Below are 22,622 nucleotides of genomic sequence, written 5' to 3'. Positions count from 1 at the left end.
TTGCAGCCGCAGTATTTCCTTTGCAATTCCTGCGGGTTCCAGGCATCAATCGCAACGATGAAAATGCGCGAGTTAGTTCAAAAGAGAGGTTTCTGTAGAATCAATACCCCTGGAGCTTTGCTGGCGCTGGTGTGCGTCCTGGCTCTGTTCCCAAACGCCCTCAACGCAGCGCCTGAAACAGAGCGGCCCTTTGTACATCCGCTGTTTTCGGACCACATGGTCCTACAGCGTGGGATGAAGGCGCCGGTGTGGGGCTGGGCCAGCCCGGGCACAAAGGTCACCGTGCAATTCGCCGGCCAGACAAAAACCGCAGTGGCGGACGCGGACGGCAAATGGATGGTCCATCTCGATAAGCTCAAAGCCTCCACCGAGCCGCGGGAGTTGACCATCGGCAGTTCGGGCGCTGAAGGGACGGTGAAGGTCGAAGACGTGCTTGTAGGAGATGTCTGGCTTTGCACAGGCCAATCCAACATGGAAATGGGCATTGGCAATTGCAATGTCCCGGATGACATCGCCACCGCAAATTTTCCCGAGATTCGGCTGCTAACCGTTCCGCGCCTGATTGCGGTCCAGCCTGTCCGCTCGGCGTCATGCCACTGGCTGCCGTGCAGCCCGTCCAACATCATGCAGGGCGTTTGGAACGGCTTTTCCGCAGCGGGCTTTTTCTTCGGACGCGAGTTGCACCGGGAGCTGGGCGTGCCGATTGGGTTAATTCATAGTTCGTGGGGCGGGACTGTGGCGGAGGCCTGGACAAGCGCCGAGGGCCTCAAACCGTTGGGCGATTTCGATAATCGCCTTGAAAAAGAGTCGCAGATGGACACAACAGCGGAAGGCTCGAAAAAGAATCCCAACATTGTGACCGTCCTGTATAACGGGATGATTGCGCCGCTGCAGCCCTTTGCGATTCGAGGGGCCATTTGGTATCAGGGCGAGTCGAATGCGGGCCGGGCGTATCAATATCGCGCGTTACTGCCGGCGTTGATACAGGATTGGCGCAGGGGCTTTGACGAAAAGGCTTTTCCATTTTACATCGTTCAATTAGCCGCCTTCCAGGCCACTAACTCCGAGCCGCGGGACAATGATTGGGCCGAATTGCGCGAAGCCCAGGCCCTGACGGCGCGCAACGCGCTCCATTGCGGCTTGGCCGTGGCGATCGATATCGGCAATGCCAAGGACATTCATCCCAAGAACAAGGCGGAGGTGGGCCGGCGTCTGGCCCTTTGCGCCCTGGCAACAACCTACGGAAGAAGAATCGAGTATGCAGGCCCATGGTACAAAGGTATGAAAAAGGACGGGAGCCGTGTCCGGCTCAAATTCGATCACGTCGATGGCGGTCTGGTCGCGCACGGTGATGACTTGAAGGGCTTCGCCGTTGCCGGTGAGGATCACCACTTTGTCTGGGCCAATGCCGTCATTGCGGGCAACACCGTGGTAGTCTCCTCTCCCGATGTCCCCAACCCAGTGGCGGTGCGCTATGCCTGGGACATCGATCCGGTGTGCAATCTTTACAACCGCGTCGGGCTGCCTGCTGTCCCGTTTCGCACTGATGATTGGCGTCTGACGACCCAAGGCAAAAAGTGAGACCTTCCTTTCAAGTCCTCCGCTTTATTGCAGCATTCGTCCTGTGCTCGGCCGCAAACCTCAGCGCGACGGGTTTTCTTCATACCCAGGGGCAGGACATTGTTGACGAACAAGGCCACAAAATCATGCTGCGCGGGGTCGGGCTGGGCAACTGGCTGCTGCCGGAGGGCTATATGTGGAAATTCGGAAAAGAAGCCGACCGCCCGCGCACGATCGAGAAACTGATTCGCGACCTGCTCGGCCCCGAGGGGGCCGCGCGGTTTTGGTCGGAGTATCGGCGCGAGTACATTACCCAGGCCGATATCCAGAAAATCGCGGCGGTCGGATTCAATTCGGTGCGGGCCGTTCTCAATGCACGGTTGCTTTTGACTGAAGGTGTAAATCCGACGTACCGCCCAGAGGGATTCGAGCTGCTCGAGAACCTGGTTGGCTGGTGTAAAGAAGCGGGGGTTTATGTGATCATTGATATGCACGCAGCGCCCGGCGGTCAGACGGGGGCCAATATTGACGACAGCGCCGATGACCAGCCGCGGCTCTTTATGGACAGCAAGAACCAGGACCTCCTGGTGAATCTCTGGGTCAAGATAGCGACCCAGTATAAAGACGAGCCGGCGGTGGCCGCCTACGACTTGCTGAACGAGCCGCTGCCGGAGCGCACGGGGGCGGCGGCCAAATTCAAACAGGACCTAGAACCGTTATATCGCCGGATAACGGCGGCCATCCGCAAGGTGGATAAGCGGCATACGATTACCATCGAGGGGGCGGACTGGGCGAACGAGTGGTCGGTATTCACCGGCCCGTTTGATGACAACTTGGTTTACCAGTTTCATTACTATTGCTGGGACCGGCCCGCCAGGCTGAAGGGCATCAACCAATACCTGGATTATCGCAAGCGCTTTGGAACCCCAATTTGGGCAGGCGAAACCGGTGAAAGGGACGACGCCATTTACTGGGCCACCACGGATTATTTCGAGGCCAACAACGTGGGCTGGTCGTTCTGGCCCTGGAAAAAGCTCGACGCCAGGAACGCCCCTTATTCGATCAAAGCGCCAGAAAATTGGGAAACGGTGACGGCGTCTTCGCGGCCAGGCGCGGCCACGCCTTCCAAAGAGACTTCCCAAAAGGCCTTCGACGGCTTGCTGAAGAATATCCGGCTCGAGAACTGTGTGTACTACCCTGATGTGGTGAACGCCCTGTTCCGGCGGGTCCCCGGAAAGATCGAGGCAGAGAATTACGGACACGAAGGGCCGGGCAAATCTTATTTCGTCAAGGACCCGTCGCAAAAGGCCAGAAATTACCGCGCATCGGAACCGGTGCCGGTTGAAGAAATTGATGGAGGCGGCAGGCGCCGCCAATCCGGCCAGGGCATCCGGCTGGGGCCGGACGAGTGGGCCGGATATATGGCGAACAGCCAGCAAGGAAGAGCCTTCCAGGTAACCGTTCGTGTCAGGGCAGAGAGACTGCCGGCAAGTTTCGATTTGTTGGTAAACGGCAAGGCCCAGAAGGTCAATGTGGAGGGCAACGACTGGGTGGAACTGAAATTGGAACCGGTTGATTTGTTGGATGGGGCGAACCGGCTGAAACTTCAGGTAACGCGCGGGGTCGTCTGTTTCGATTGGCTCGGTTTAGAGTAGCCCCTGGTGAGGCGGTTTTTCCTTTGCTTTTCCTGGCGTTCCGCCTGGCTGCCAAGGAAGAGAGGCTTCGCCATGTCCGAGCGGGCAAGCTCTCGGTGTGGGGAGATGCGGATTTTGTTAAGCTGTGTAGTTCTTCAATCGAGCGATTGCGAGTCCTGGACCCCGATTTGCACCGGGTTCTTACGCGAAAAAGCCGAGCAACGGTCGTCCATGACCCGGAAGGTCGTGTTTCAGGTTGCGACGCTCCCCCTATCTTATTCACGATGGAAAAGATGCCGCCGAACCGGGCGCTCACGCTGGGGCCGGTCCGGCGGAGCCGCCTGTAGGTTCCGGAGCCGGTGAAGGAGCGTCGTCCGTGAGCCAGGGCTAGAGAGCGGCTATGTCGCCATGAAGCGGAACGCGTGGTGCGGGTTGTCTCCGGTCTCTTTATTTTGTGGGGCTTTGGGTGGGAGACAATTGGACGTCGCCTCCAGACCGATGTTGAAGGGGTTCTTGTGGCCAGCCGAGACACCCCTTCCACAGGAGATCCTCGCTACGCGACGGGAATATAATGTCCTTAAATTTCTTAGTATCAATTCCGCTGAAGATTTGGAAATTTTGGCATGGTTTGCGTTTGGCGGCCCAGTGGTGTATGGAAAACAGGTGCGCGCCAATTGGCAGAGATGCCCGCGCCAGGCAAAGAAGAACATTTATGCAAACGACAATCGAAGAAACCCCTGTGGCGCAAAAGACGCGCGAACTCTGCCAGACGATACTGGACCAGCCCAACATGCAATCCATCCGGCAGCGGATTGACACCTTTATGGGCGACGACCAGGTGCGCTCGCAATATGATGGGCTGGTGAGCAAGGGCCAGGCGCTTCAGCAAAAGCAGCAGGCCTCCATGCCGCTGAGCGGTGAGGAGATTGCCGATTTCGAACAGCACCGGGACGAACTGATGCGCAACCCGGTGGCGCGCGGGTTTTTCGATGCGCAGGAGGAGCTGCAGCAGGTCCAGCAATCGGTCCACCAATACGTGAACAAGACCCTGGAATTAGGGCGCCTGCCCACGCCAGAGGAACTCAGCGGCGGCGGCTGCGGCCATGAAGGCTGCGGCTGCCATCACTAAGCCTGGACATTTCATACTCGATTTCGCGTCTCATTGGGCCGAGAAGCCGTTGAAACTGCTCGATCCTCGCCAGGGCCGCGCACCACCGGGCTAAAGCCCCGGTGTTAATGATAGGCACACGCTCGGGAAATATCCAGGTAAGCGCGTAAGCGCGCGTCTTAATCGTAGGAGCCGGCGGGATGCTTTTGGCTCCGAGCCACGCAGAAGCACTATGAAAACAGCGCCTCCTTACGGCAGTTCCACAAGGCGGGGCTTGGTGGAGGCGGCACGCCCTCAGGTATCGAGCCATTTCTCTTTGACTGAAAGGAGGGCTTCCTTCAGTTTGTGATAGGCTAGGGGCTTTTCCACGAACTCGCGGGCGCCAAGGTCGCAGGCCGCCTTTACCTCAGCGGCAACCAGAGATGAGCTTAAAACGACCGCCGGCAGGCTGGCTTTAAGGGCCGGGTGCTGGTTGAGCCAGGCGAGCACATCAAACCCGTCCTTCGCCGGCATTCGAAGGTCCAGCAACAAGAGCGCAGGGATTTCCGAGGAAAGCGGCCCCTTACCAAGATGCTCCAGGTAAGTGATGGCGTCGGCTCCGTTCCGCACCAGCCGGATGGGGTTCGGCACTTGAATCTCTTCAAGGGCCTTGGTGATGAGGAAGGCATCGTCTTCTCCATCTTCAGCAATCAGAATTGGCCGCAATGCGGACATTGCTGCAGGGTAACACTTCTTTGGCTGTGGCTTCAATCCGGGGCAAAACCGAAAGCATCACCAGGGTTTCACCGGGAGGTGCAGGACGGTGACTGCTAGAGTCCTTGGACAATGAAAGTCGTTGCTGTCAGGTCAAGTTTTTGCCGTGGAGTTTGGACATTTTCATAACGATCTCATCTCCCATTGTCGGAAACTTTGTCGGAAACTTTTCAACGCCCAACCCCCCGCTGAACCTCAGAACCTGCTGAGCATGGCAACCACTCGGCTCAAGATGCGTGAGTAATCAGTCTCGTGCGTGACCAAACCACTCGACAAAGTTTCCGAATAAGGAACGCAAAAGGCGCCTGCTAAATGTCCAAACTCCAGGGCTCGGGCAAGACGATCGAGCCACGGTCTGAGGCTCCGGCTCGCTCGCATTATTGCCTGCTGAACCGAAGCCGCAGGTAATGCGCGGGAGCGGTGGAGAGATCGGCCAAATCGGTAACCGTCACCGTTTCGGTGCCATCCCCATTGATGGACGACGTCTGGCTGAGGTACAACGGACCCGAATTCCAGGAGACAGAGGACAGATCACCCGCAGTTTCGGCGGTGCAGGCAACATCAATCGGGGCAGGGTGCGGGCGCTTGTATTGGACCTTCAAATGGCCCGCCGAGATCGAGAAGGTTACAGGATTGGGGTCCGGTGAATTTGGGTTCAGGCCGAGAGCGTACTCGATCAGGTTCACCAGGCCGTCGTGGTCAGGGTCGGCGGCGTCAGCGGCCAGCCCGGCGTTTGTCCAAGTGCCGAATTGGTTGAGGCGCCACGCATCGATCGGGTCCAGAACGGTGAGACTGACTGGCAGCACCGTCAACGGAAGTGCCGGGTCCGCCGTGACGAGCAAGAGTGTAGCGCTGTAAATTCCCTCCGGTTTGCCCTCGGGACTGAGCGCCAAAGTCAGATGCTCCGCCTTCCATCGGGGCACCAGGTCGGAGTTGGCGGAGACATCAAGCCATGACGCCGGTTTAAGGCTGATGGCAAAACCGCTGTTGAGATAGTTTTGATTGAAGGCAACCTGCAGCCCCTGGTCTGCCGCGGCATTTTGAATCCCTACGGTGCAGGCGTTGGAGATTCCAACCGTTTTGTATTGCATCAGGATTTCGCCTGAGGTTTTGAGAATGAGCTGGCAGGAAACGTTTGTGGATGTCCCTTTTATCGAGACATTCTGGAACTGGAGCGTGAAGGCGCCGGCAATTGAATCGGTGGCGCAATAGACATGGGCCGCCGCGTTCAGGACCATGTCCTTCCAGAAAAAGGCGATGCAGTTTGAGGGGGCCAAGACGTTGGGTAACGAGGCATTCGTCGAGGTATCCCCGGCAAACGGCGTGAACGTAACGAAACCATTGGGTGAGATAAAAAGTTTGTTGAAGAGCCCGGGGACCTGGCTGCCGCTGAAGAATGGGAAATTGAAACCGATATCAATCGGGCCGGCAATGCCCTCGTCGCGCGAGCTCTTGGTGGTGAGGGCGGTGAAATTGGTGGTGAGCTCGCGGCCAATGGCCGAAATATCGGTCCAGGCAAAAACCGGACCGCCGGTCTGGGTGGAATTAAGAGCGCTGTAAGCGACCGGAGAAACACCGGTCACGCAGATTGAGTAAGCCAGCGGCAACCCGCCTGCATTTGTAATAACCAGCGGCAGGGCAAGGGCCGGCGAGTTGGTGGTCAGGATTTGGTTGAGCGCCGGCGGAACAACGGTTGCCTGGGGCGGTGGTCCGGCATAGAACGCGACTGAGCGAAGGACAGGCGGTATCGAGAGGGTCACTCCATTTGTATCCGTTACGGTAAAAGTAAAGTTGCTCAGCGCCTCGCCGGCAAAGGTGTCCCACCAGGCGCCGGCGTACGTTCCTGATTGAAGACCAGCCAATACTAAAGAGCCGCTGACGGCGAGGGTTGCGTTTGGATTATAGATATTGGTGCGATGCCATATCCAAAGGGCGGCGAAATTCGTATTGCCCAACTGATAGGCCCCCAGAATCGACGTGTAGGGATTGAACGTCAGATTGCCAAGGTTTACCCAATCCTGGCCCGGGTTCCAAAGCTTGATCGAATGCTGTCCGGCTGTGATGTTCGCTGAGAGTGTAAAATTTGTGTTCAGGTCCGAGCCGGGCGCAGGCCAGGCCACAGAAGATGCCGTGAGACCGTCCACCAAGATGGTGAGACCCGCCCCCGAGGCAGCAATGGTTAGGACCTGGGCGGAAAAGGAGCCTCCGCCGGGTGGGTAATTGACCAGAAAAGTAAATCCATTCGGGGTCATTGACCGGTGGTAATTCCCCTGCAAATAACTCGGCAATGTGCCGATGCCGTTTGGCGCGTTGTCGCCCACGGTGAAAGTATCCTGAGTTGCCGTGCCCCAACCGCCGCCCGGCGCAAACACCAGGCTGCTGCTGACCGGGCAACTTACATGCGGGGCAGCCCTGGCGAGCGCATCCTGCTCCGAAAGACCAGCCATTCGGACAAAGTCGGCTGCGGAGCGAAAGAGGGGATAGGCGTTATCGGCATCGACCTGGTCCCAGTACCATTGCTGGGCGGCGCCGGATTGGCCGGCCATCAAGCCAGCCCAAAGCGGCGCGTGAAAGCCCAGGTACGGCGTGCTGTCCATGCCGCATTCGCCACCGAAGATCGGTTTCACAGGCTGGCCGGCGGGCACGCCGGCCGGGTCGCGCAACGCCGAAATGAGGTCGGCGGGATAATCATGATGCTGATAGTAATCGCATTGATTCCAAATCGGCTCATTAAGGTCGGAACTGGTGGTGATGAGATGATGATAAGCATCCTGCAAGCGGATGAACTGCGCCATCTCATTATGCCAGGCACCAATGTTGGCCCATTGTCCCGCCAGCGCGGCATCGGTGTATTGAACCTCGTTAAACAATTCCCAGCCCATGATAGCCGGGGAGTAGCCCCACCGCGCGACCGCGTAGCGCAGCTTGCGTTTGGTGAGCGCCTTGGCCGTCGCGTTCGTAAAAAACTGCGTCGCATCGGAAAGAAAACCGCCATTGGCAGCATTGTACGGATTCTGCCCCCAGTTCGAGTCCACACTGGATGAATACTGGCCGTGATGCTGAAGAGTCATTTGAAGAGCGACGCCGCTCTGTTCCGCCGCGAACACAATCGCATCCCATTTTTGCGCCACCGCAAGGCTGAGAGTGCCGAAGTTCCCCCCAACTTTTGGCCAATCGAGGTTTTTGCCGTCCCAATGGTCCATCCAGACCCGAGACCAGTTCTCGTGCGTCGCGCCGAGTTTGGTCATGATACTGACCACATTGGTTGTGGCGGTGGTGTCCCAAGCGACATCCTGGCCTAGAGGGTAGTAACGATGGCTATCGGTGGTGATAAAATGATTCGTGTTGGCCGGATCAACCGCCACAAACCCGCGGCTGTTCGGCCAGCCGGCGACTGTCCATGAGCTGGGCTGTAAATTACCCACCGATAGCGGTTGGCCGTTCAAGGTCACGCCCGTGACCTGGTACAACCCGGCCATCCCCGGCGTGTGGCGCACCCGCCAGGTCGTGCCCCCGTCATAGAACGCCGGGAGCGAAACCGTCGAGCCGTCTGGCTGCAGAATCTGCGCCCGCACATCGGTGACCGTGTAATCAAAGGGGTCTGATGTGAGATTCGTAACGGCGAATGACGCTTCACTGCGCGAATAGACACCCACGCCAATCGCCCCATGAAAGGCGCAGGCCAGCAGCCACAAAAGAAGCCCGCCCTGAATCCAGTTTTTGACCGGCATTGTGTTTTGATACCAAAAAGCACCCCTGCGGGCTATCGTCAATTCACATGACGCGGGAGGCCGAGATTCGCAATGCCTCAAACCAAAGGGAGGCGTGATACCCGCGCAAAAACCATGAGTAAGCTCATAATTCTTTTTGACAAAACCGAGCCGGAGGCGCAAGGTGTCTTTAGTAAACATGAGCTTACTCATCTTTATCCTATGAAGAAGCGCTCACTCCGGACGGCTCGCTCATCCGAGGCGCCCGCGCGCGGCAAACGGCTGGCCAACAAAGAGCGGACCAGGCTGGCCATTCTCCGCGCCGCGCTGGACCTGTTCGCGCAGCGGGGGTTTTATCGCACAACGACCCAGGCCATTTCCCGCCGGGCAAAAATAGCTGAGGGCACCCTGTTTAACTATTTTCAAACCAAGGAAGACCTGGCGCTCTATTTCTTTGAGCGGGAGCTGCTCGAGATAATCGAGTGGTATCATCGCGAGAAACGGCTGCAGCGGTCGCCTTTGGCTGAAAAACTCTTTGGGATTATCCATCATCTGCTGGAACGGCTTGCCCCATACGAGGAGTTTATTGGAGCGGTCTATTTGCGCGCGCTTCAACCCTCGTCCAAGCTCAGCCCGTTGAGTCTCCAATCGCAGGAACACAATTTGCGCTATTTGCGCTTTATTCGCGATGTGCTGGCCGAGTCGAGCGCGCAAGGGGAACTGCCCGAGGTGGGTGACCTGGGCGCTTACGCATTCGGCCTCTTTCACCTGGCGATCATTACTTACTGGCTGCAGGACCGTTCGGCGGGCAAGGAACAGACCCTGGCGTTGCTGGACCGCTGCCTCAAGCTGGCGGACCACCTGCTGAAAAAGGGAGGATGGGAATGGTAAGGAAAGGGGCTTCTGCCGGCATCGTGAGCCGTGGCTTGCGCCTGGGCCGGCTGGGATTGAGCCTGACCGGCAGCTACCTGGGTTACCAGGCGCAGAATCTTTTCTGGGGCGAAGCAACGCGGGACAAACGCCAGCGGGCCTTTGAGGAGCGGGCCTCGAAGCAGGTGCGCCGGGAGTTGGGCTCGCTCAAAGGCGCGGCGATGAAACTGGGCCAATTGTTGAGTCTGCAAACCCATGCCTTGCCCGCCGAAGCTATCGAGGAACTCAGCCAACTTCAAATGAGCGCTCCGGCCATGCATCCCACTCTGGCCCGGGCTCAATTCAAGGCTGCCCTGGGCAAATACCCTGAAGAAGTGCTGGCAGAGTTTGAACCCGAGCCCTTTGCCGCCGCCTCGCTGGGGCAGGTCCATCGCGCGCGGACCAAAGAGGGCGAAAAGGCAGCCGTGAAGATTCAGTATCCGGCCATTCGGTCTTCCATTGAAAGCGATTTCAAATTGCTGAGGTCAGCCATGCTTCCGGCCCGGGCCAGCGGGCATTTGCCAAAAGCCATCCTGGACGAGGTGCAGCGCGGTTTTCTGGAGGAAACCGACTATATTCACGAGGCCAGGAACATCGAATCCTTCGCCAGCGGATTGCGCCGGTTCGAGTATCTGAGCATTCCCAAAGTTCATCCGGGGCTGACAGCCGAGCGGGTCCTGACCATGTCGTTCGTCGAAGGAGAAAACGTGGGGGAATTCTTGAAGAAACGGCCCTCCCCATCGGTGCGGGACCTGCTCGGGGAACGGCTGATCGAGTTGTTTTATTTCCAACTGCATTGGCTTAAGGCACTGCATGCCGATCATCATCCGGGCAATTACCTGTTCGCGCCCGGCGGCCAAATTGGCCTGGTGGATTTTGGCTGTGTCAAGGGCATTGGTTTTGATGCAGGGGACCTGATCCGCTCGTGTGTCGAGCGGGCCTGGAGGCGGGGCGACAAGGACGCCCAACGGGTGCTGCGGCACGTGTTCGGAACCAAGGCGCCCTATGCCCGGGCGCGAAAGATGTTGTCCACACTCGAAGAGATGGCGGCTATCCTTTTCCCCGAAGGCCGCGCTACAGGATCGAAAGTCGATTTTGGCAAAGCGGAATCGCTCAACATGCTCAGCCGCGCCCTCAGAAGAGCTGTGAAGGACAAGATAACCAATCCCGAGTTCGCATTCGTCTCCAGGGCAGAGCTTGGGCTCTACAGCTTGTTGCACCGTCTGGGCTCCAAAGTGGACGTAGCGACAGTGTGGCGGAGGGTGGAAGGGATGGGCCCAAAGTAAAGGGAAGGCCATGGACGACTCAGCACGGAGCATGCAGGACTTGCTGCTCTTGAATGAACACGGGGATTTTGCAATCGTCCCTAACTATGAATTCCACCGGACTCTCAGAGCAATCACATCGGGCCGCGGGCCGGGCCCGGCCAATTGCCACCCTGCTGGTGCTTGCCACGGTCCTTCCCGAATTGTTTTCCGGCAGCACGCCCCTGGCCGGCTTCCCGAACCCCGGGCTTTTGCTCTTTCTTTTCGTCGGATACGGAATGGCCGTCTTGCTGGTGCGGGAATTGGCCGTCCGCTGCCGCATTGGTTTGGCGGGTCTGTTTTTGTTGGGACTGGCCTACTCGGTGTTTAACGAGGGACTGCTCGCAAAGACGCTTATTGTTGAAAGAAATCTTCCCATTGCGCTCTACGACCATTACGGCTACTGGCTGGGGATTAGCTTTCCCTGGGCGGCAGGTATAGGCGCCTGGCATGCCTGCGCCTCAGTGATGTTCCCAATTCTTCTGACGCACCATTTTTTTCCGCAAACAAAAGACCGGCCGTGGCTCAATGGCAAAATCGCGCTGGCTGTTGGTTGTCTGGTAATGCTCCTGGCTTGTGCCGTCTTTTTGGGCGCCTCAGCCAAGGGATTGAAAGGGACCCCCAGGCAGCTCGTGGTCCTGTTGGCGTTGATGAGTGCAGGGTTCCTTTTGGGAGGGGCGTTGAAAGGGACAGTGCTCAACCGCCCTTCCCATTTGGCAATCAAACCGCTCCTTCTTGGGTTCAGCATTTTAATTCCGTTCTGGGGATTAGGGGCGCTCGCCTCGGCCAAAGCACCGCCGGCGGGATTCTTCCTGGCCTGGGTGGCCGTCATCGTGCTGTATGCCTGGCTCCTGCGGCGACAGCATTGGCTTGCTCTGCCGAGCTTCTTGTTCTTTGGGGTTGGGTGGTATTTGCACAACGCGGCGCAGGCTACGGTCTTTGTAAGCATTCCTGGAAAGGACCCCGTGCGAGCGCTCATCACCGCAGCGGTGGACGGGCTGATTTTGTTCGTTTTGCTCCGGCAGATTGGGCGAGCCGATACGCGAGAGAAACTCGATTGCCAGCGCAATTTGGTGGGAGTCTAGCCTCTCCTCCCTCATCCTTTCCCAACTGCTAAATCTCCACTTGCATGCCTAATTCAACCACGCGGTTGGCCGGGATGCGGTAGAACGAACTGGCCGATTGCGCGTTGCGGCCCATCAGCGCAAAGAGCCATTGCCTCCAGCGCGCCATCGACTCGGACCGGTTCGGGACAATGGTTTCGCGGCTCAAAAAGAATGTGGTGTTATTCAGGCTGATTGGCTTTCCTTCCAGGCGCGCCCCGGCTAGAAGGTCCGGCACATTGGGCTCCTCCATAAACCCGTAATGGGCAATCATGCGATGAAAACCGGCGGCCAGTTCTTCTATTTCAACACGCTTTTCAGGATTCACCTGGGGCACTTCATCGGTGAGAATGGTGAGAATGAGATTGCGCTCATGGAGGACCTTATTGTGTTTGAGATTATGCAGCAGCGCGATGGGGGTGCCTTCGGGATTGGCGGTCATGAATAAAGCGGTGCCGGGAACGCGCGAGATGTTTTTGCTCGACTCGATATTATCCAGGAACATTTCCAGCGGCATCGAAGCCGGGCGCAGCTTGTTCCAGACCAGGCGCCGTCCCTTCTTCCAAGTGGCCATCAGGGTAAAAATGATAAGTCCCATCGCCAGAGGGAACCAACCTCCGTTAAGCACCTTCAACAGGTTGGCGGCAAAAAATGCGCTCTCGACAATGAGGAATAAGGCGCAGAGCGACCCGGCGCGCACGGCGCTCCATTCCCAAACTCTCCGGGCTGCGAAATAAAACAGCACCGTCGTGCAAAGCATCGTGAGGGTCACTGCGATGCCGTAGGCGGCGGCCATGTTGCTGGAAGATTGGAATCCCAACACCAGACCAATGCAGGCCACCATGAGGGCCCAGTTCACATGCGGCAGATATATCTGGCCCCGCTCCAGCGACGAGGTGTGCTTGACAGCCATCCGCGGCAGATACCCCAATTGAATCGCCTGGATGGTGAGAGAAAAAGCCCCCGAAATGAGTGCCTGCGACGCAATCACGGTAGCAGCCGTCGAGAGAACAACCAGCGGATACAGAGCCGAGTGCGGCGCAAGGATGTAAAAGGGGTTCTCGATGGCTTTGGGGTCGTGTAAAATAAGAGCGCCCTGGCCGAGGTAATTGAGGAACAACCCCGGCAGCACGATGGAAAACCAGGCAATCCGAATTGGCCTGGCCCCAAAATGGCCCACGTCGGCGTAGAGTGCCTCGGCGCCGGTGACGGCAAGAAACACCGCCCCCAATACGACAAAGCCGTCCCATCCGTTGGTGACCAGGAACCGCAGACCCAGGGCCGGGTTGAGCGAGAAGAGCACCTGCGGCTGGTGGCGGATTCCCGCAATCCCCAACACTGCAAGCGACCCAAACCACACCGTCATAATCGGGCCGAAAATGGCCCCCACTCGCCCGGTCCCATGGCTCTGGGCTGCGAACAAGAAAATGAGCGTCAGGATGGTCAATGGTATGATAAAGGGCTCGAAAGTGGGAGTGGCCACCTCGAGCCCCTCGATAGCGCTGAGCACCGAGATGGCCGGCGTTATCATTCCATCGCCATAAAGCAGGGCGGCGCCAAACACGCCCAAGCCCACCAGCAGCGCCCGCCGCCGCCCTGCTCCCGGAGAATGTCTCGAAAATGCCAGGGCCATAATGGCCAGGATGCCGCCTTCTCCTTTATTGGTCGCGCGCAAGATAATCGAGAGGTACTTGAACGAAACTATCAGCAGCAACGACCAGAAGATAAGCGACAGGACTCCCAGGACGTTCTCATGGGTCGGAGGCAGCGGGTGCGTGCCGCCGAAACATTCGCGCAGCGCATATAGTGGGCTGGTGCCGATGTCGCCATAGACGACGCCCAAAGCGCCTAAAGTCAGGATTCCAAGATAGCGGCCGGTGGCCTGCTTGCCTTCCATAAAAAACGAGCGCTCGAATCAGAGGCCCGCCCCGCGGCGCCGGCCCGCAACCCGCGATCTCGTAGCCCGAAAGCCTAGGGGAAAACCCGTAAACTTCAATCCAGCATCTTCAAATGGGGCAGGACGAGGTCCACGAGCCCCTGAGCGATTCGCCTGCTGATGAGATATGGAGCGGCGGTCCCGCCGAGGCTATTTGTGGCCGCCTGCCAGAATCGTCTCAAAATGAGGAGGTTGCTCCTCGCGCGCGACAATATTGATTTCAATCTTCTTGAACCCCGCCGCCTCCAGCCAGCGATTCAGGTCGCTCTCGGCAAACCCCAGCCAGCGGTCCCCATACAGTTGGTGCGCGCTTTCAAAATGGTGCCGGGCTAAGTCCAGAATCAATATCTGCCCGCCTGGTTTGAGAATCTTATAGACGCCCGCTACCGCTTTGGACGGCTCCTCCGCGTGATGCAATGCCTGGCTCAGAATAACCAGGTCCACGCTTTCCGCCTCAATGGGCGGGTTCTGCAGGTCCCCGAGACGGAATTCGAGATTCTTGAGATTATTCTTTTTGGCTTTGGCGGCGCCAAAGGCGACGATCTTCTCTGAATTATCGACGGCGATGACCTTTCTGCACCGCCGCGCCAGCAACTCGCTGAGCAGTCCTTCACCGGCCCCGAGGTCGGCTACTACCAGCGGCGGCAGAATTCGCAACAGCAGATGGCCAAAAGCCTGCCACGAACGCCCAGGCCCATACACCCGGTCAAAACGGCCCGCCACCTGATTGAAATAGACCTGCGCCTGTTCCCGCCGTCTATTGAGAACTCGCTTGAGGTTGATCTCGTCCCCGCCGTGTTCAGGCAGTTCCCGCGCCCCCCGAATGGCAAGCTGAATAAACTCGCGCACCGTCCCGTTGGCCTGCGCATTCAGTTTGTAAAAGGTCCGCTTGCCCTCCCGTCGGGACTGGACCAGCCCCGAATCCTGCAATAATCCTAAGTGGGTCGAAATCCGCGACTGGCCCATCCGCGTGATTTCCTGCAGCTCGTTGACCGACAATTCGTCCTTCTCGAGACATGCTACAATGCGCAGCCGCGTCGGGTCCGACAGCGCCCGAAGGGATTTAAGGGTCGAGGACACGGCTAATTCTCTGGCTCGACGCGCTGCACGCCTTTGAATTTGTCAAAATCCGTATCAAAGGACGCAATAGGATGTTTTAATTCCACCGCCGAGGCCGCCAGATAAGCATCTGCAAAATGAGCATTGCCGTCGCGGCATCTCTTCAGGGCATCCAACAGACGCGACAACTCCATGGCCTGGATGCCACGAGCTTGCAGAAAATCCAAGAACTTTTGAGCAATGGGCGCCCGTTTCATTTCGTAAAAAGATTCGAGGGTATAAAACGCTTCGGCAAGGATGAGAGGCAAGATTGTCACAAGGACCTCTCCTCTGTCGGCTCGCTCAACCAGACGGCGGGCCTTCTGCGCCATCTCGGGAGGGTCTCCAGTGAAAAACCGAATCAAAACATTCGTATCCACCAACTGGTGCTGGGAGGCCATTTATTCCAAACCTTCTCGAGCAGCCTGCAGGCTGGCCGCTCGTGCTGCGCTTTCCCGCTCAACCGCGCGGCCCGGAAATTTTTTGGCGGACCGGAGGCTGCCAAACAACTCGAGGGCACTGCGCTGTGGCCGCACAATGGCCGAGCCATCTTCTCGCAACGACCAGGTCAGGCGCTGGCGAGGTTTCACCTTGAGCGCATCCCGAATTTCTTGCGGAACGGTGGTCTGTCCCTTATCCGTTAATGTGGATGTCACCATGCCGAAAACCTAACATGCTTCTTTGCATTACCGCAAGGTCATTTAATTACTTCTATAGTCCTCATTACCTGTGCCGAAAAAGTAGGCCCTCGTGGAACTCGGCCTTCCGACAGGCAGTTCTCGGCAAATAAAAAGCTGTTAAAAAGCCGCTTTGCCTATTGACGGATACAGTGGGTCATGTATCATCTTATCCTGATACGTCAATATGAAACTTGCAGCCACAGCCTAATCTCATGAGCAAAAACTTTATCTTTTCTTCCGAGTCCGTCGGCGAGGGCCACCCGGACAAAGTCTGCGATACGATTTCCGATGCGGTGCTGGACGCCTGCCTGGCGCAGGACCCCTACAGCCGGGTGGCATGCGAGACGTACGCCAAGTGCAATTTAGTGGTGGTGGGCGGGGAAATCACCACCAAAGCCAAGCTGGACTACAATGAGATCGCCCGGCAGGCGATTCGTGACATCGGTTATACCCATGCCGATGATGTGTTTCATGCGGACAAGGTCCTCATCCTGAACGCGATTACTTCGCAAAGCTCCGACATTGCGCAGGGTGTCGATGCGCGCAAAGCCAAGGGCAAGGAAACGGCTGAACAGGGGGCCGGCGACCAAGGTTTGATGTTCGGTTACGCGACCAACGAGACGCCCGAGCTGATGCCCGCGCCCATCATGTATGCCCACCAATTGGGCCGGGCGTTAACCCGGATTCGCAAGAACGGGAAGGTCAAATGGCTCCGACCCGATGCCAAGAGCCAGGTCTCGGTGCGGTATGCGAAAGACCAGCCGGTCGAGATTACCAACGTGGTGATTTCCACCCAGCACAGCGCGGATGTCGAGCATAACACCATCAAGGAATTCTGCATCGAAGAGGTCATTAAAAAGACATTGCCAAAGGATTTATTGACCCGTGAGACGAAGTACCTGATCAATCCGACTGGCCGCTTTGTCACCGGCGGCCCTCAGGGTGATACGGGTTTGACCGGGCGCAAGATTATCGTGGACAGCTACGGCGGGATGGGGCGGCACGGGGGCGGGGCTTTTAGCGGCAAGGACCCTTCAAAGGTGGACCGCAGCGCGGCCTACATGGGCCGGTATGTGGCGAAGAACATTGTCGCATCTGGACTGGCTTCGAGCGCCGAGATTCAGTTCGCCTACGCGATTGGCTATCCCGACCCGGTCTCCGTCTGCGTGAATACCTTTGGGACGGGCGTTGTGAGCGACGAGGACATCGAGCGGGCCGTTTGCGAAGTCTTCAGTTTCAAACCGGCCCAGATTATCAAGCAGCTCAACCTGCTGCGTCCGATTTACTCCAAGACCACCAACTACGGGCACTTCGGCAAGAACGACCCGGACATCACATGGGAAAAAACCGATAAAGTGGATGCCCTGCGCCGGGCGGTGGCCCGCTACGCCCAACCGGTGGCGGCGGTCTCTTTGAAGCGCGCCGCCGCGCTAGCCAATGGCCGTCCGAGCGCTCCCGCGGGGTCGCGTCCCGGCCAATCGGCAGGCGCTCGTCCGCAAGTCAGCGCCTGAAACGATTTGATTTTAAAAGAACTTTAGCTTTTCATTATGCCAACGATCACAAAAAACAACGGTAAAAAGGCCGCGCCAACCAGCGGCAAGACCCGGACCGATTTCAACGTAAAGGACCTCAGCCTGGCGGAATGGGGTCGCAAGGAAATCTCCGTGGCAGAGCAGGAGATGCCGGGCTTGATGGCAGTGCGGGAGAAATATGGCGCGCAAAAACCATTCAGCGGCTTGCGCTTATCGGGCTCGCTGCACATGACCATCGAGACGGCAGTTCTCATTGAAACACTGGCCGAGCTCGGCGCATCCGTGCGCTGGGCAAGCTGCAATATCTTCAGCACGCAGGACCATGCCGCTGCAGCGATTGCCAAGGCGGGTTTTCCGGTGTTCGCATTTAAAGGTGAATCACTTGAACAGTATTGGGACTTTACGCTCTTGGCGCTGACGCATCCCGGGGGCAAAGGGCCGGAGCTGATAGTGGATGACGGCGGAGACGCCACCTTGCTGTTGCATAAGGGTTACGAGATGGAGCATGGCAGCGACTGGGTGAACACACCGAGCTCGAGCCACGAAGAGGAAGTCATCAAGAAACTCTTAAAGACCTGCGCCAAGGAACGCCCCGGCTGGTTCACCCAGGCGGTGAAGGAATGGAAGGGCGTCAGTGAAGAAACCACCACCGGGGTGCATCGTCTGTACCAAATGCTCGAAGCGGGCAAGCTGCTGGTGCCGGCCATCAACGTCAATGATTCGGTGACGAAATCCAAGTTCGACAACCTGTATGGGTGCCGGGAGTCGCTTGCGGACGGCCTCAAGCGGGCCCTGGGGGTCATGATCGCGGGCAAAACCGCCGTCGTTTGCGGCTATGGCGATGTGGGCAAGGGCAGCGCGCACAGCCTGCGCGGGTTTGGCTGCCGGGTCATTGTCACCGAGATCGACCCGATTAACGCCCTCCAAGCCGCCATGGAAGGATTCGAGGTGACCACCATCGAAGAGACGCTCGGCGAGGCGGACATTTACGTTACCTGCACCGGCAATTGTGATGTCATCACGCTCGAGTACATCCTCAAGATGAAGGATCAGGCCATTGTGTGTAACATCGGGCACTTCGATAACGAGATTCAGGTGGAGCGATTGAATACGGCCAAGGGCGTTTCGCGTGTGAACATCAAGCCGCAAGTGGATCGGTATGACTTGCCCGGTGATCGCAGCATTTACCTGCTGGCCGAAGGGCGCCTGGTGAACCTGGGTTGCGCCGAAGGCCACCCCAGCTTCGTCATGTCCAACTCCTTCACCAACCAGGTCCTGGCGCAACTTGACCTGTGGAGCAATCGGGACAAGTACAAGCCCGGCGTGTACCGCCTGGCCAAGAAGCTCGATGAAGAAGTCGCCCGGTTGCACCTCGATAAAATCGGGGTAAAGCTCACCAAGCTTTCCCGTAAACAGGCTGACTATATCGGCGTGCCGATCGAGGGGCCGTACAAGGCGGAGCACTACAGGTACTAGGCGGCTCGTCGCCTCAGTCACCTTTCTGCTGTCCTAAAATGGGAAACCCGGACGGCCGCGGAGCGCTATGCCTGCGGCTCCTGTTCGCCGGGACGGAGCATCTCCTCGATGGAGCGGTCCTTGAAAGGGGCAGGGTGAAACTTAGGGTCAATTTCCGCCATGTCGCAGATGAGTTTCCAGCCGTAATTCCAGTTTCCCTGGGGGATCGCAAATGGTCAGGATAGCCGTCTCGAGCATCTGCTTTTCTTCTGGCGTCACCGCGCGAACTTAGCCACCCGCTGCCGGGCGTCAACAAAGAAGGAGGAATTATGGAAATCCTGTTGAGCCAGGTCACTTTCTTAATTCATCGTTCCAGAATTCCTCCTTGGGTCAGTTCAGGCGTTTGATGGAAATATCGCGGAACATGACCGGGTCATTGTGGCCGGCGAACCCGAAGTAGCCGCTTGTTCGGTCTTTGCCCGGATGAGCGCTGCCATGCATATAATCGTGCACCTGGCTGAGGTCGCAGTCCAGAATGACCGTCCCGTTCAGTTCGACTTTGATGGTCGGCCCTTTGATGGTGACCTCTTCATAATTCCATTCGCCGATGGGATGCTGGTAGCCGCGCTGGGCAGCCACCATACCATAGGCCGACCCGTGCGCCTGCCGGGGATCGATCTTTTCGCCCGTCGCCTTTTCGTAATTGTCATCCAGAACCTGGATTTCGCACATGCCGACGTAGGCCGTGTCTCCGTGGCCCGGGTAACGGATTGCAAGGCCATTATTGCCACCCGGAGGCAGTTTAAACTCCAGGCGCGCGAGGAAATCGCCGTACTCGGCTTTTGTATAAATCGTGCCACCTTTGCCTGGCCTGCAAGTGATGGCGCCATCCTTTACCTGGTACTCCTCAACAGGCCCAGCCCAACCATTAAAATCCTTTCCGTCAAAAACAGACTCGAATCCAGCCGGGTCCTTGCCGCGGAGCCGTTTGTCCGCTTCATCTGACCCTATTTCGCGGATGAACAGGTTGCGCCAGCGGATTTCGCCGCCGTGGGTTTGAAGCTGCAACGGGCCCTTAGGGGGCACCGGCAGCTTGCGGTCGTAATAATCCTCCATGTTGGCGCCGTTGACGGTTTGGCGTCCATTGAGCCACACCCAAACGCGGGAACCAACCATGATAACCCGAAAATGGTTCCATTGACCAAATGGTTTGTCCGCCTTCACCAGAGGGTCTTTGCCCGGTGCGCCGGGGCTGTTATTCCAAAGGCCGCCGGAGCCTTTGTCGGCCCCAAGACTGAATTTAGCCCGTTCAGTCGAGTCCCAGATTTGCACCTGTGGGCAGCCCCGCAGATAGATCCCGCTATCAGCGAGGGGAACGGTTTTGTAATCAATGAGTAACTCGAAATCGCCGTAGAACTTGTCTGTTGTCAGGTAAAGTCCTTTGCCGTCGTTAACCAGTTCGCCGTTCTCGACGCGCCAATGCTGCCGGATGTCATCGAGGCTGGCGTCGTGTTTCTTCTGAAAGTCCTCTGGAGACAGCGCCATGTACTTTCGAGGGTCTTCTGTGTCGGCCCCCCACCACCCGGAAAGGTCAGTTCCATTGAAAAGGGGCGTAAAACCAGCCGGCGGAGATTTTGAAGAAGCAAGAGGCGCGCGACACCCGGCAAAGGCGATGCAGCAGAAAAAGGAAGTGACGAAAAAGGGGCGGGTGAATTGTTGATTCATGTGCTTATGCCTAAAGAAATACCGTCCCCTGCGCAATATTGAAATGGCTTACGGAACATTAAGAGCCTGTTTAAAAACAGGCTCTAAAGCGATTTGGACCGTCTGCTGGCAAGAAGAGTGGGGGCGGAGCCTTCAAAGCAGCGCCCCCACTGAGGCAGTCTATAAGAACCCAACGCAAAATTTGACGGGCCTGCTCTGAACACTATTCAACTTGATTAATCGGTTTTGGGCGGCAAGCTATTTGCCGGAAGCGTATGAGCGCGCCCGAATCGCCCGCCTCGAAGGAAGCCTCCCCGCAGCGGCAGGCGCCTGTTGCGGGAAATTCGTGGGCTTGGCCTATCACCTGGATGGCAAGCCTGTTGATCGTAGCCGGCGCCGGCCTGTACTGCTTTCATGCCTGCACGAGGGTCCCGAGCGAGACGCTCGAAGGGACCGGTGAATTGGTAAAGCAAATCGCGCAGGAGGTGCAGCAGGTTGCCTCTGCCTTCAAACAAGGGACCGTCACCACCACCTTTACCAGCTACGCCACGACCATCAGCGGCAGCCAGTACTTTCAGTTCGCAACTCTGTCGCAACGGGAGGTCTTTACGCGCACAGACGAATCCAGCGTCGCCTTCGGCTATATCCCCCTGCCGGACGTCATCGTCGAGGCCTCCGCGCCTGTTACCTATACCTATTACCTGGATTTGAGAGACCGCTGGGATTTCCTCCTTAAGGACGGCATCATTTACGTGACCGCCCCAAAGATCAAGTACAACAAGCCCTCAGTGGATGTTTCGAAGATAACTTATGAGGTCAAAAAAAACAGCCTTATCCGCAACACGAGCGAAGCTCTGGACAACCTGAAGAGCTCGATTACGTGGCTTTCGTTCAAGAAGGCTCAAAACAATATCGACCTGGTGCGCGAGACGGGCCGCAGGCAGACGGAGGCCTTTGTCCGGAACTGGCTGGCCAAATCCTTTACCGATGGAAAGAACTATCCCGTCAAGGTGCGGTTCCGCAACGAGGCGGGAGCGCAGGAACATCTGGCGCCCGAAGGGAAGGAGTAACCGCGAATGAACGCCAAGGGAGCGATGCGATAAAAATGAGGATTGAGCCAATCCCAAGCGGCCATTAGCTTCTGGCCCATGAACGTCTTGGTCACAGGTGGGGCGGGTTATATCGGGTCCATTTGCACCGAAGAGTTGCTCAACGCGGGGCATGCCGTCACGGTTTACGATGATTTAAGCGAAGGCCACCGCTCCGCAGTGGATGCGCGCGCCCGTTTTATCCTCGGTCATCCTGAGGAAAGCGGCGATATTCTGCGCGCGGTGCAAGAGGCGCGCCCCGAGGCCATCCTGCATTTCGCCGCCTTCGCCCTGGTGGGTGAGTCCATGGAGCGACCGGAGAAGTACTTTCATAACAATGTGGTCAACGGCCTTAAGCTGCTGGATGCGGCGGTCACATCGGGCGTTAAAAAGTTTGTTTTCAGCTCGACGTGCGCCACGTACGGCCCCCCCGACCGGGTGCCTATCACGGAGGATTTACCTCAGCGACCAATCAACCCGTATGGCGAGTCGAAACTAATGTTCGAACGCATCCTGCATTGGTACCATCAACTGCGCGGGCTGGAATTTGTCGCGTTTCGTTATTTCAACGCCGCAGGCGCGACCGGCAAGTTCGGCGAGCATCATCGGACCGAGACGCATCTGATCCCCAACGTATTAAAGGTCCCCTTGGGCCACGCCAGTCAGTGTGCTATCTACGGGACGGACTATCCCACCCCCGATGGGACCTGCATTCGGGATTACATCCACATTGTGGACCTGGCGCAGGCCCATATCCTGGCGCTCGAACCCGGCAAGCAGGGGTTCTTCAATCTCGGCAACGGCGACGGCTACTCAGTGCGCGAGGTGATTGCCACTTGCGAAAAGGTGACCGGCGCGAAAATCCCAGCGGTCCCTAAGCCCCGCAGACCCGGCGATCCCCCGCGATTAGTCGCAGCCGCCACCAAAGCCATCCGCGAACTGGGGTGGAAGTCGAAATACCCGAAATTGGAACAGATCATCGCGACGGCTTGGGCATGGCAAAAGCAACATCCGCACGGCTACCCGGATTGAGAAGAGAAATCAACAC

Annotated in this window: 17 protein-coding genes; 10 read left to right on the top strand and 7 right to left on the bottom strand. The window is 57.6% G+C overall.

The window, feature by feature from the left end:
* Positions 1–63 precede the first annotated feature (63 nt).
* From VG146_14315 to VG146_14305, 3 genes are all read left to right on the top strand, one after another.
* Positions 64–1,581, top strand: coding sequence for a sialate O-acetylesterase (locus VG146_14315; protein HEV2393522.1), 1,518 nt, complete (start codon positions 64–66; stop codon positions 1,579–1,581).
* Positions 1,578–3,215 carry a cellulase family glycosylhydrolase gene (locus tag VG146_14310; protein HEV2393521.1) on the top strand — a complete coding sequence of 546 codons (1,638 nt, stop codon included), beginning with the start codon at positions 1,578–1,580 and terminating at the stop codon, positions 3,213–3,215. Before VG146_14315 ends, VG146_14310 begins: the two co-directional genes overlap by 4 nt.
* 691 nt (positions 3,216–3,906) lie before the next feature.
* On the top strand, positions 3,907–4,323 hold the full coding sequence (locus VG146_14305) for a YlbF family regulator (protein ID HEV2393520.1): 417 nt from the start codon (positions 3,907–3,909) through the stop codon (positions 4,321–4,323).
* 273 nt (positions 4,324–4,596) lie between these two features.
* On the opposite strand, the gene VG146_14300 is transcribed toward VG146_14305, so the two are convergent.
* Positions 4,597–5,016, bottom strand: coding sequence for a response regulator (locus VG146_14300; GenBank protein ID HEV2393519.1), 420 nt, complete (start codon positions 5,014–5,016; stop codon positions 4,597–4,599).
* Between the two features lie 416 nt (positions 5,017–5,432).
* The gene (locus VG146_14295) at positions 5,433–8,786 is read right to left on the bottom strand and encodes a DUF5060 domain-containing protein (protein HEV2393518.1); all 3,354 of its coding nucleotides are present in this window, start codon (positions 8,784–8,786) and stop codon (positions 5,433–5,435) included.
* Between the two features lie 201 nt (positions 8,787–8,987).
* Between VG146_14295 and VG146_14290 the strand changes: the two genes are divergently transcribed.
* The 3 genes from VG146_14290 to VG146_14280 all read left to right on the top strand — a co-directional run bounded on the left by VG146_14290 (position 8,988) and on the right by VG146_14280 (position 12,063).
* Positions 8,988–9,656 carry a TetR family transcriptional regulator gene (locus tag VG146_14290; GenBank protein ID HEV2393517.1) on the top strand — a complete coding sequence of 223 codons (669 nt, stop codon included), beginning with the start codon at positions 8,988–8,990 and terminating at the stop codon, positions 9,654–9,656.
* Positions 9,644–10,960 (top strand): AarF/ABC1/UbiB kinase family protein, encoded by a 1,317-nt coding sequence (locus VG146_14285; protein ID HEV2393516.1) that lies wholly within the window; start codon positions 9,644–9,646, stop codon positions 10,958–10,960. Before VG146_14290 ends, VG146_14285 begins: the two co-directional genes overlap by 13 nt.
* A gap of 86 nt (positions 10,961–11,046) precedes the next feature.
* Complete coding sequence (locus tag VG146_14280; protein ID HEV2393515.1) at positions 11,047–12,063, top strand: hypothetical protein; 1,017 nt, start codon at positions 11,047–11,049, stop codon at positions 12,061–12,063.
* A gap of 28 nt (positions 12,064–12,091) precedes the next feature.
* On the opposite strand, the gene VG146_14275 is transcribed toward VG146_14280, so the two are convergent.
* The 4 genes from VG146_14275 to VG146_14260 all read right to left on the bottom strand — a co-directional run bounded on the left by VG146_14275 (position 12,092) and on the right by VG146_14260 (position 15,774).
* Positions 12,092–13,978, bottom strand: coding sequence for a potassium transporter Kup (locus tag VG146_14275; GenBank protein HEV2393514.1), 1,887 nt, complete (start codon positions 13,976–13,978; stop codon positions 12,092–12,094).
* A 189-nt stretch (positions 13,979–14,167) separates the two neighbouring features.
* Positions 14,168–15,097, bottom strand: a complete 930-nt coding sequence (locus VG146_14270) for a metalloregulator ArsR/SmtB family transcription factor (protein ID HEV2393513.1) — start codon at positions 15,095–15,097, stop codon at positions 14,168–14,170.
* Between the two features lie 2 nt (positions 15,098–15,099).
* Complete coding sequence (locus VG146_14265) at positions 15,100–15,516, bottom strand: PIN domain-containing protein (protein HEV2393512.1); 417 nt, start codon at positions 15,514–15,516, stop codon at positions 15,100–15,102.
* Complete coding sequence (locus tag VG146_14260; GenBank protein ID HEV2393511.1) at positions 15,517–15,774, bottom strand: type II toxin-antitoxin system PrlF family antitoxin; 258 nt, start codon at positions 15,772–15,774, stop codon at positions 15,517–15,519.
* 233 nt (positions 15,775–16,007) lie between these two features.
* On the opposite strand from VG146_14260, the gene metK reads away from it, so the two are divergent.
* Together metK and ahcY are read left to right on the top strand one after the other, a co-directional pair.
* Positions 16,008–17,306, top strand: a complete 1,299-nt coding sequence (metK, locus tag VG146_14255) for a methionine adenosyltransferase (protein HEV2393510.1) — start codon at positions 16,008–16,010, stop codon at positions 17,304–17,306.
* A 36-nt stretch (positions 17,307–17,342) separates the two neighbouring features.
* A complete protein-coding gene (ahcY, locus tag VG146_14250) occupies positions 17,343–18,803 on the top strand; it encodes an adenosylhomocysteinase (GenBank protein ID HEV2393509.1) in 1,461 nt (486 codons plus the stop codon).
* A gap of 369 nt (positions 18,804–19,172) precedes the next feature.
* On the opposite strand, the gene VG146_14245 is transcribed toward ahcY, so the two are convergent.
* A complete protein-coding gene (locus tag VG146_14245; protein ID HEV2393508.1) occupies positions 19,173–20,507 on the bottom strand; it encodes a DUF1080 domain-containing protein in 1,335 nt (444 codons plus the stop codon).
* 254 nt (positions 20,508–20,761) lie between these two features.
* On the opposite strand from VG146_14245, the gene VG146_14240 reads away from it, so the two are divergent.
* The gene (locus VG146_14240) at positions 20,762–21,556 is read left to right on the top strand and encodes a hypothetical protein (protein HEV2393507.1); all 795 of its coding nucleotides are present in this window, start codon (positions 20,762–20,764) and stop codon (positions 21,554–21,556) included.
* A gap of 78 nt (positions 21,557–21,634) precedes the next feature.
* Positions 21,635–22,606 carry a UDP-glucose 4-epimerase GalE gene (gene galE / locus VG146_14235; GenBank protein HEV2393506.1) on the top strand — a complete coding sequence of 324 codons (972 nt, stop codon included), beginning with the start codon at positions 21,635–21,637 and terminating at the stop codon, positions 22,604–22,606.
* Positions 22,607–22,622 lie beyond the last annotated feature (16 nt).

The sequence above is a fragment of the Verrucomicrobiia bacterium genome, assembly GCA_035946615.1.
Classification (GTDB): domain Bacteria; phylum Verrucomicrobiota; class Verrucomicrobiia; order Limisphaerales; family UBA8199; genus DASYZB01.
Note: the sequence above shows the minus strand (reverse complement) of the source record. Positions and strands in the feature narration are given on the sequence as shown.